Below are 8,925 nucleotides of genomic sequence, written 5' to 3'. Positions count from 1 at the left end.
AAAGATTTCGAGTCAGAGCTCTGACCCCGGTTTCCGTTTGGCCGAGATTTTCTTTCGCGGCAATGCTAGTCTGGTTTCATGCGTCAACATCGCTATCAACTTCGGTGAAACCGCAGCCGCTATCCCATTTCTGCCATTCGTCCAGGGAACATCGTTAGCCTCACGTAAGATTTCACAACCGGGGTCAGAGCTCTGACTTGAAACATTTCTAATTAAAGCTCTGACCCCGGTTGTAGGAAAGTCGGAGGCCGCTCGTGGGAACTGGTGGGGATTTTTGTGCTGCGGCGTTTTTGCCGCACGTGCGAAATTTGGCTGGCGCAACTTGGCGTTAGCGGCTAAACTTCTCTGTTCCGAGGAGCGTTGCGACGAAATTCCCATTTCGCCAGGCTCGGAAATCCACCGCAACCGCGCTCACGTTACTTTTTTCTAACTGAAAGGAGGGCGTGATGAACGCCGTACTCAAATCTTCGCAAGACTTCCACATCGCCGATATTTCCCTCGCTGCCTGGGGCAACAAGGAAATCAAGATCGCTGAAACCGAAATGCCGGGCCTGATGGCTATCCGCGAGGAATTCGCCGCGGCCCAGCCCCTCAAGGGCGCGCGTATCACCGGTTCGCTGCACATGACCATCCAGACCGCCGTGCTGATCCAGACCCTGGAAGCCCTCGGCGCCAAGGTTCGTTGGGCGTCGTGCAACATCTACTCGACCCAGGACCACGCCGCCGCCGCCATCGCCGCCGCCGGCACGCCGGTGTTCGCCGTCAAGGGCGAAACCCTGGACGAATACTGGGATTACACCCACCGCATCTTCGAGTGGCCAAGCGAAGCCGGCCAGCCGGTGTACTCGAACATGATCCTCGACGATGGCGGCGATGCCACCCTGCTGCTGCACCTGGGCACGCGCGCTGAAACCGATCCGTCGGTGCTGGCCAACCCGGGTTCGGAAGAGGAAATCTGCCTGTTCAACTCGATCAAGGCGCATCTGGCCAAGGATGCCACCTGGTACTCCAAGCGCTTGCCGCAGATCCTCGGCGTGACCGAGGAAACCACCACCGGCGTGCATCGCCTGTACCAGATGCACAAGGAGGGCAAGCTGGCCTTCCCGGCAATTAACGTCAACGATTCGGTCACCAAGTCGAAGTTCGACAATCTGTACGGTTGCCGCGAATCGCTGGTCGATGGCATCAAGCGCGCCACCGATGTGATGATCGCCGGCAAAGTAGCCGTCATCGCCGGCTACGGCGACGTGGGCAAGGGCTCGGCCCAGGCCATGCGCGCACTGTCGGCCCAGGTGTGGGTCACCGAAATCGATCCGATCTGCGCACTGCAGGCGGCCATGGAAGGCTACCGCGTCGTGACCATGGATTACGCCGCCGAACACGGCGATATCTTCGTCACCTGCACCGGCAATTACCATATCCTGACCGAACAGCACATGCTGGCCATGAAGGACCAGGCCATCGTCTGCAACATCGGCCACTTCGATAACGAAATCGATGTCGCATCGATCAAGAAATACGAGTGGGATAACATCAAGCCGCAGGTCGATCACATCATCTTCCCGAGCGGCAAGCGCATCATCCTGCTGGCGGAAGGCCGCCTGGTCAACCTCGGTTGCGGTACCGGTCACCCGTCGTACGTGATGAGCTCCTCGTTCGCGAACCAGACCATCGCCCAGATCGAACTGTTCGCCAACACCGACAAGTACCCGGTCGGCGTGTACGTGCTGCCCAAGCATCTGGACGAGAAAGTGGCGCGCCTGCAGCTCAAAAAGCTCAACGCGCAACTGACCGTGCTGACCGACGAGCAAGCGGCGTACATCACCGTCAGCAAGGAAGGCCCTTACAAGCCTGACCACTACCGCTATTAATCAGTAGCACCGGCGCGCGGCCCGCGCGCCGGTTTGCGTGCCTGATGTTGTCTATTTCTTCTCAATCGGACTTTCGCTTCCCTTATGCGCTTACTTTTGACGTGGTTGATTAACGCAGCGGCGCTATTCGCGCTGCCATTCCTGATGAGTTCAGTTGAAGTCACGAACATGGGGACGGCCCTGGTTGCCGCGCTCGTGCTCGGACTGGTCAATACCCTGATCCGTCCGGTGCTGGTGCTGCTGACCCTGCCCGTAACCCTGCTATCCATGGGGTTGTTCATCCTCGTGATCAATGCGCTGCTGTTCTGGGCAGTCGCGAACCTGGTCGGTGGATTCCAAGTGGCAGGCTTCTGGTCGGCTTTTATTGCCGCCATCCTGTACAGCATCATTTCGTGGGCGCTGTCTACCTTACTCCTCAAAAAAGATGGCAACTCCTGACTTCAGCATTGAATTCTATCCGCCCAAGACTCCTGACGGGGCGGACAAGCTACGCGTGGCGCGCGCCAAACTGGCGCTGCTGCAACCTAAATATTTCTCGGTAACCTTCGGCGCCGGCGGCAGCACGCAGCAGGGCACGCTCGACACGGTCGTCGAGATCCTCGGCGAGGGCCACGATGCCGCACCCCACCTGTCATGCGTGGGCGCATCGCGCGAATCGATCCGCACGATTTTGAAACAATTCCAGTCGCACGGGATCCGGCGTCTGGTCGCCTTGCGCGGCGACTTGCCGAGCGGTTACGGCGGCGCGGGCGAGCTGCGCTATGCCAGCGAGCTGATCGAGTTCATCCGGGCAGAGACGGGCGACTGGTTTCATATCGAAGTGGCGGCTTATCCCGAGGTGCATCCGCAGGCCAGGTCGCCGCAGGATGATTTGCAAAATTTCGCGCGCAAGGTGCAGGCCGGCGCGAATTCCGCGATCACCCAGTATTTTTACAACGCCGACGCGTATTTTGCGTTCATGGACCAGACCCGCAAGCTGGGAATCGATATCCCGGTGGTGGCCGGCATCATGCCGATTACCAATTACACGCAGTTGATGCGGTTTTCGGACATGTGCGGGGCGGAAATTCCGCGCTGGGTGCGCTTGAAACTGGCCAGTTTCGGGGATGACAGTGCTTCGATCAAGGCGTTCGGGCTCGATGTGGTGAGCCAGTTGTGCGAGCGTTTGCTGGCCGGCGGCGCACCGGGCTTGCATTTTTACAGCATGAACCAGGCGGTGGCGACGACGGCCTTGTGGGAGCGCTTGACTGGCGCGCGATAAAGCGTCGCCTTGGTGCGGGGAGTCGTTTCTGCCAGTGGCAGAAACGACAGTGCGCATGTTAGTGGTAAAAAATAGCAATCACCGTTCAGTGATCACCACATCGAGCGCCACATCATGCTGCGCGCCGGCAAACTCCACCTGATCCCCCGCATACGCAATTCCTACCGTGTACGGCCGCGGCAGCGCCTCCAGGGTCCGGTCGTAGTACCCCCCGCCATATCCCAGCCGGTAGCGCTCGGCGGTAAACCCCAGGCAGGGCACCAGCAGCACCGGCGGCCGGTCCAGCACCCGCTGCGCCGCCGGTACCGCCACCCCCATCCTGTCGCTCAGCATGTCCTCGCCCGGAACCCACTCCACGAACGCCAGCGCGGTGTCGGGCGCCACCACCAGCGGCAGCGCCAGCCGCACGCCCGCGCCTGCCAGTTCGGCGTAGACTGGCTGCAGATCGGGTTCGCCCCGCAGCGGCCAGTACACCCCCAGCACCGCGGCCGCGCCGCCGGCCATGCGACCCTGCCACCACGCCAGCACCCGCGCCGCGATCGCCGCATCGCGCTGCGCCTTTTGCAAGGGATCGAGCGCACGCCGGGCCGCCTTCAGCATGGCACGCAGCGCCGCCTTGTCCGCCCCATGTGCGAATGCAGCATGTGAGTTGGCCGATGCTGGCAGGGCGGCATGCCCGCATGGTATTCTAGGTTCGCCGGTCATGTGTTAAATGAAGTATCCATGGAGAGTCGCATACTAATGTTTCTGCCGAAATTGTTTGCCGTCGCGATTGTCGCCGGAGCCTGCCTGATTCCCGCCTATGCCCAGGCGCCAGCGCCCCCGTACGACCCGAGTGCCGACGACGAGACCTTCCTGCTGCTGCGCGAGGCCGCGCGCCAGGACGACGCGGCCAAGGCCAACGCCTACGCCTCGCGCCTGCAGAATTATCCGATCCCGTCGTATGTCGATTATTATCGGCTCAAAACCCGGATGCGGGTCGCATCGAGCGACGAATTCCGCAATTTCCTCACCCGCTACCAGGGCCTGGCCATCGCCGACCGCCTGCGCAACGACTGGCTGCTGGAACTGGGCCGCGCGCGCGACTGGGCCAATTTCGACCAGCAACTGCCCCTGTTCGTGCTCAACGACGATACCCAGGTCAAGTGCTACGCCCTCATGTCGCGCGTGGCGCGCGGCGAAAAAGTGGCGGACGACGCCCGGGCGCTGCTGACCAATCCGCCCGGCTACGGCGACGCGTGCGGCGCCCTCATTTCCACCCTGGCCCAGTCCGGCCAGTTCGATGCCAACGACCTGCTGGCCCAGCTGCGCCTGGCGGGCGAGTTCAAGGCCACCGGCCCGGCGCGCCGCATCGGCGCGCTGCTCGGCGTGTCCGAACTGCACGCCTCGCAAGCGGTCGACCTGCCGGCGCTGGCCATGGCGCGCGGCATCGGCGCCACGCGCGCCGACCACGAAGTCTATCTGATGGCGGTGAGCCGCATGGCGCGCACCACCCAGAAGCTGGCCGTGGTCGCCCTGGAAAAGAATGCGCCCAACCTGTCGCCCCAGGAGCAAGCCATCGGCTGGGCCGGCATTGCGCACGCCGCCTCCCTCACGCTCGCTCCCGAAGCCTACGACTACTGGCGCAAGAGCGCCGGGGCGCCGCTCACGGCCGAACAGATTCAGTGGAAAACCCGCATCGCCCTGCGCCGCGCCGACTGGAAAACCGTCAAGGCCACCATCGAATCGATGCCGGCCCCGCTGCGCGCCCAACCCGGGTGGACCTACTGGCTGGGGCGCGCGCTGCAGGCCGAACACGGCGCGCACGAAGCTGCCGTCGCGCTGTACCAGCGCATCGCCGACCAGAACAGTTTCTACGGCCAGCTGGCGCTGGAAGAACTGGGCCAGCTCATTTCGATCCCGCCTCCCGGTCCCGCCCTCACGCCCGAGGAAATGGCGCCCATGGCCAGCAACCCGGGCCTGCGCCGCGCACTCAAGTTCTTCAGCCTGCGCCTGCGTCCCGAAGGCACGCGCGAGTGGAACTGGGAACTGCGCAAGTTCAGCGAACGCGAGCTGCTGGCCGCTGCCGAATTCGCGCGCGTGAACCAGATTCTCGACCGCATGGTCAATACGTCGGACCGCACCCGCACCCAGTTCGACTATACCCAGCGCTTCCCGACGCCGCACAACGACATCCTGCACCCGACCGCGCAGCAGCTCGGCCTGGACCGGGCCTGGGTGTATGGCCTGATCCGCCAGGAATCGCGCTTCATCATGGATGCGCGCTCGACCGTGGGCGCCTCCGGCCTGATGCAGGTCATGCCCACCACCGGCACCTACGTGGCGCGCAAGATCGGCCTGGGCGACTACGTCAAGAACAAGCTGACCGACGTGCGCACCAACATCCTGCTCGGCGCGAACTACATGAGCATGGTGCTGGGCAATGCCGACGGCTCGCAGACCCTGGCCACGGCCGCCTACAACGCCGGACCGGGACGCATGCGCAACTGGCGCTCCAAGCTCGACGAACCGATGGAAGGGGCCATCTTCGCCGAGTCGATCCCGTACATGGAAACCCGGATCTATGTGAAGAATGTGATGTCCAACGCGACCAACTATGCCGCGCTGTTCGAGAACAAGCCGCAGTCGCTCAAGGCGCGCCTTGGCAAGGTTTCACCGCGCGCCCAGGGCAACGACCTGCCCTGATGCGCCGGCCGCGGCGCCATCATTGAGGAGCGTGCACGATGAAAGACATGACTGTAGTGGTGTTCGGCGGTTCCGGCTTCATCGGCAGCCACCTGGTGGCGCGCCTGTCGCAGGAAGGCGCGCGTGTGATCGTGCCGGCCCGGCGCGCCGAACGCGCCCGGCACCTGATCTTTTTGCCGCGCGTGGACGTGGTCGGCGCCAATGTCGGCGACGACGCCACCCTGCGCCGCCTGCTGGCCGGTGCCGACGCCGCCATCAACCTGGTGGGCGTGCTGCATTCGCGCCGCGGCCAGCCGTACGGGCTTGACTTCAAGCGCGCCCACGTCGAACTGCCGCGCCGTATCGTCGCCGCGTGCGCCGCCACGGGCGTGACGCGCTACCTGCATATGAGCGCCCTGGGCGCGGCCGCCGACGGCCCGTCCATGTACCAGCGCTCCAAGGCCGACGGCGAAGTGGCCGCGCGCGCCGAAGCGTCGGTGGCGGCCACGATCTTCCGCCCGTCGGTGGTGTTCGGCCCGGGCGACAGCTTTCTGAACACCTTCGCGCGCATGCAGAAGTGGCTGCCGTTCATTCCGCTGGCCGGCGCCGCCAGCGACTTCCAGCCGATCTACGTGGGCGACGTGGCCGACGCTATCAATCACGCGCTGGGCGAGCTGAAAACGCGCCACCAGGTGTACTCCCTGGGCGGGCCGCAAATCTATTCGCTGGCCGAACTGGTGCGCCTGGCCGGCCGCTACGCAGGCCACCGGCGCCCGGTGTTCGGCATTCCCGATGGGCTGGCGCGTCTTCAAGCCTTGCTGTTCGAGCTGCTGCCGGGCGACCCGGTCATCAGCCGCGACAACCTCGATTCGATGAAGGTCGATAACGTGGTCGATCCGGCCATCCAGGCCACCACCACCGCCGCCCTCGGCCTGCAACTGCGCTCGCTGGAAGCGGTGGCGCCGCGCTACCTGGCGCCGCACGAGCGCTTCGACGATTACCGCGCACGCGCGGGACGCTGACGAGGCGCTCGCGCCGGGCGCTTATTTTTTATTTTTCTCCGGGACCGTAACAATGCAAACCACCGAACTCGATCCGACCCTCTCGCAGACCCTGGACGACGCCCGCAAGGCCGGCCTGACGCTCATCATCGGCAACAAGAATTATTCGTCCTGGTCGATGCGCCCGTGGGTGGCGGCCACCGCCTTCGGCGTTCCGTTCAACGAAGTGCGGGTGCTGCTCGACCAGCCCGACACGTCGGCGCGCATCGCCGAGTATTCGGGCGCCGGGCGGGTGCCGGTGCTCGTTGCCGGCGAGATGACGATCTGGGACAGCCTGTCGATCTGCGAGTATCTGGCCGAGCAGTTCCCGGAAAAGCACATGTGGCCGCGGGACGTGGCGGCGCGCGCGATGGCGCGCTCGGTCACTGCCGAAATGCATAGCGGCTTTGCCGACCTGCGCAGCGCCATGTCGATGAATATCCGCATGAGCCTTCCGGGACGCGGGCGCACCCCGGGCGCGCAGGGCGACATCGGCCGCATCAGCGAGATCTGGGAAGAGTGCCTGTCGCGTTTCGGCCACCACCAGTTTTTGTTCGGCGACTTTTCGATCGCCGACGCGTTTTTCGCGCCGGTGGTGATGCGCTTTAAGATTTACGGCGTGGCGCTGGCGCCGGCCCTGCAAGCGTACTGCGAGCGTGTCCAGGCCCACCCGGCCGTGGCGCGCTGGGTGCGCGAAGCGCTGGCCGAAACCGAAATCGCCTCCCACCACGACGAAGAAATCCGCGGCAAGCCATAATAGCGTTTCAGTCAACACCATCTTCAGCATGAAAACATACATCGTTGGCGGCGCCGTGCGCGACGGCCTACTGGGCCTGCCGGTGCAGGACCGCGACTGGATCGTGGTCGGCGCCACGCCCGAAGACATGCTGGCCGAAGGCTTTCGCCCGGTCGGCAAGGACTTCCCCGTCTTCCTGCATCCCGCGACGCAGGAAGAGTACGCGCTCGCCCGCACCGAGCGCAAGACCGCGCCCGGCTACCGCGGCTTCGTGCTCCACACCTCGCCCGACGTCACGCTCGAAGAAGACCTGGTGCGGCGCGACCTGACCATCAACGCCATCGCGCGCGACGCCGACGGCGGCATCACCGATCCGTTCGGAGGCCAGCGCGACCTGGAAGCGAAAATCTTCCGCCACGTCTCCGATGCCTTTGCCGAAGACCCGGTGCGCATCCTGCGCCTGGCGCGCTTTGCCGCGCGCTTTCCCGACTTTACGGTGGCGCCCGAAACGCTGGCGCTGATGCGCAGCATGGTGGCGGCGGGCGAAGTCGATGCGCTGGTGGCCGAGCGGGTCTGGCAGGAAGTGGCGCGCGGCCTGATGGAGCAAAAACCGTCGCGCATGCTGGCCGTGCTGCGCGCGTGCGGCGCGCTGGCGCGCATCATGCCGGAACTGGACGCCCTGTGGGGCGTGCCGCAGCCGCCGCTGCACCACCCCGAAATCGATACCGGCGCCCACATAATGCTGGTGATCGACTACGCGGCCGAACGCAGGTTCGATTTGCCGGTGCGTTTTGCGGCCCTGATGCACGACCTGGGCAAGGGCACCACGCCGGCCGAGCACTGGCCGCGCCACCACGGCCACGAGCAGCTCGGCCTGGCGCTGATCGACGCCGTCTGCGCGCGCCTGAAGGTGCCAAGCGAGTGCCGCGACCTGGCCGTCATGACCGCGCGCGAGCACGGTAACGTCAGCCGCGCCCGGGAACTGCGCGCCAATACCCTGGTCACCCTGTTCGAGCGCTGCGACGCCTTCCGCAAGCCGGTGCGTTTCGAACAGATGCTGCTGGCCGCCGAATGCGACGCGCGCGGGCGCGGCGGCGAGGGCGACGATTTCCGCACCCGGCCGTATCCGCAAGGCCCGTACCTGCTCGGCGCCCTGGCCGCCGCGCGCTCGATCAACGCCGGTGAAGTGGCGCTGCGCTGCGGCGAGAACAAGCAGCAAATTCCCCACGCAGTGCATACGGCGCGTGTCTCGGCGGTCAAGGCGGCGCTGCGCCTCGGCGACGATCCCGGTCAGGCGGACGACAGGCTTGGTGCGAATCCTGCTATTCTTTGATCCGATATTGGCATTGACAC

The 8,925-nt window shown here is 64.7% G+C and carries 9 protein-coding genes and 1 riboswitch; of the genes, 8 read left to right on the top strand and 1 reads right to left on the bottom strand.

Annotation, left to right across the window (positions count from 1 at the left end):
- The 4 genes from RBA40_RS30995 to metF all read left to right on the top strand — a co-directional run.
- Nucleotides 1–196 (top strand): hypothetical protein (locus tag RBA40_RS30995; RefSeq protein ID WP_306652535.1); only part of this gene is annotated, 196 nt, incomplete at its 5' end.
- Nucleotides 197–346: 150 nt separating this feature from the next.
- Nucleotides 347–420, top strand: a riboswitch (S-adenosyl-L-homocysteine riboswitch).
- A 26-nt stretch (nt 421–446) separates the two neighbouring features.
- On the top strand, nt 447–1,871 hold the full coding sequence (gene ahcY, locus RBA40_RS30990) for an adenosylhomocysteinase (RefSeq protein ID WP_306652533.1): 1,425 nt from the start codon (nt 447–449) through the stop codon (nt 1,869–1,871).
- Nucleotides 1,872–1,955: 84 nt separating this feature from the next.
- Complete coding sequence (locus RBA40_RS30985; RefSeq protein WP_099873704.1) at nt 1,956–2,309, top strand: phage holin family protein; 354 nt, start codon at nt 1,956–1,958, stop codon at nt 2,307–2,309.
- Nucleotides 2,296–3,132, top strand: coding sequence for a methylenetetrahydrofolate reductase [NAD(P)H] (gene metF, locus RBA40_RS30980; protein ID WP_306652531.1), 837 nt, complete (start codon nt 2,296–2,298; stop codon nt 3,130–3,132). Before RBA40_RS30985 ends, metF begins: the two co-directional genes overlap by 14 nt.
- 78 nt (nt 3,133–3,210) lie before the next feature.
- Here the strand turns inward: metF and RBA40_RS30975 are convergent, their stop codons facing one another.
- Nucleotides 3,211–3,837, bottom strand: a complete 627-nt coding sequence (locus tag RBA40_RS30975; protein ID WP_306652529.1) for a 5-formyltetrahydrofolate cyclo-ligase — start codon at nt 3,835–3,837, stop codon at nt 3,211–3,213.
- Between the two features lie 36 nt (nt 3,838–3,873).
- Between RBA40_RS30975 and RBA40_RS30970 the strand changes: the two genes are divergently transcribed.
- From RBA40_RS30970 to RBA40_RS30955, 4 genes are read left to right on the top strand one after another with little or no spacing between them, the layout of a single operon-like run.
- On the top strand, nt 3,874–5,817 hold the full coding sequence (locus tag RBA40_RS30970) for a lytic transglycosylase domain-containing protein (RefSeq protein WP_306652528.1): 1,944 nt from the start codon (nt 3,874–3,876) through the stop codon (nt 5,815–5,817).
- Between the two features lie 38 nt (nt 5,818–5,855).
- On the top strand, nt 5,856–6,818 hold the full coding sequence (locus RBA40_RS30965; protein WP_306652526.1) for a complex I NDUFA9 subunit family protein: 963 nt from the start codon (nt 5,856–5,858) through the stop codon (nt 6,816–6,818).
- Nucleotides 6,819–6,870: 52 nt separating this feature from the next.
- Complete coding sequence (locus tag RBA40_RS30960) at nt 6,871–7,593, top strand: glutathione S-transferase family protein (RefSeq protein ID WP_306652525.1); 723 nt, start codon at nt 6,871–6,873, stop codon at nt 7,591–7,593.
- A 28-nt stretch (nt 7,594–7,621) separates the two neighbouring features.
- Complete coding sequence (locus RBA40_RS30955) at nt 7,622–8,905, top strand: multifunctional CCA addition/repair protein (protein WP_306652523.1); 1,284 nt, start codon at nt 7,622–7,624, stop codon at nt 8,903–8,905.
- Nucleotides 8,906–8,925 lie beyond the last annotated feature (20 nt).

The organism is Massilia pseudoviolaceinigra (assembly GCF_030846505.1).
Classification (GTDB): Bacteria; Pseudomonadota; Gammaproteobacteria; order Burkholderiales; family Burkholderiaceae_D; genus Telluria_A; species Telluria_A violaceinigra.
The sequence above is the reverse complement of the archived record's forward strand: the minus strand, read 5'-3'. Positions and strand labels throughout refer to the sequence as shown.

What these genes read in the sequence shown, in the direction of transcription:
- ahcY (WP_306652533.1), top strand. Translation starts at nt 447, where the DNA reads ATGAACGCCGTACTCAAATCTTCGCAAGACTTCCACATCGCCGATATT.
- RBA40_RS30985 (WP_099873704.1), top strand. Translation starts at nt 1,956, where the DNA reads ATGCGCTTACTTTTGACGTGGTTGATTAACGCAGCGGCGCTATTCGCG.
- metF (WP_306652531.1), top strand. Translation starts at nt 2,296, where the DNA reads ATGGCAACTCCTGACTTCAGCATTGAATTCTATCCGCCCAAGACTCCT.
- RBA40_RS30975 (WP_306652529.1), bottom strand. Translation starts at nt 3,837, where the DNA reads ATGACCGGCGAACCTAGAATACCATGCGGGCATGCCGCCCTGCCAGCA.
- RBA40_RS30970 (WP_306652528.1), top strand. Translation starts at nt 3,874, where the DNA reads ATGTTTCTGCCGAAATTGTTTGCCGTCGCGATTGTCGCCGGAGCCTGC.
- RBA40_RS30965 (WP_306652526.1), top strand. Translation starts at nt 5,856, where the DNA reads ATGAAAGACATGACTGTAGTGGTGTTCGGCGGTTCCGGCTTCATCGGC.
- RBA40_RS30960 (WP_306652525.1), top strand. Translation starts at nt 6,871, where the DNA reads ATGCAAACCACCGAACTCGATCCGACCCTCTCGCAGACCCTGGACGAC.
- RBA40_RS30955 (WP_306652523.1), top strand. Translation starts at nt 7,622, where the DNA reads ATGAAAACATACATCGTTGGCGGCGCCGTGCGCGACGGCCTACTGGGC.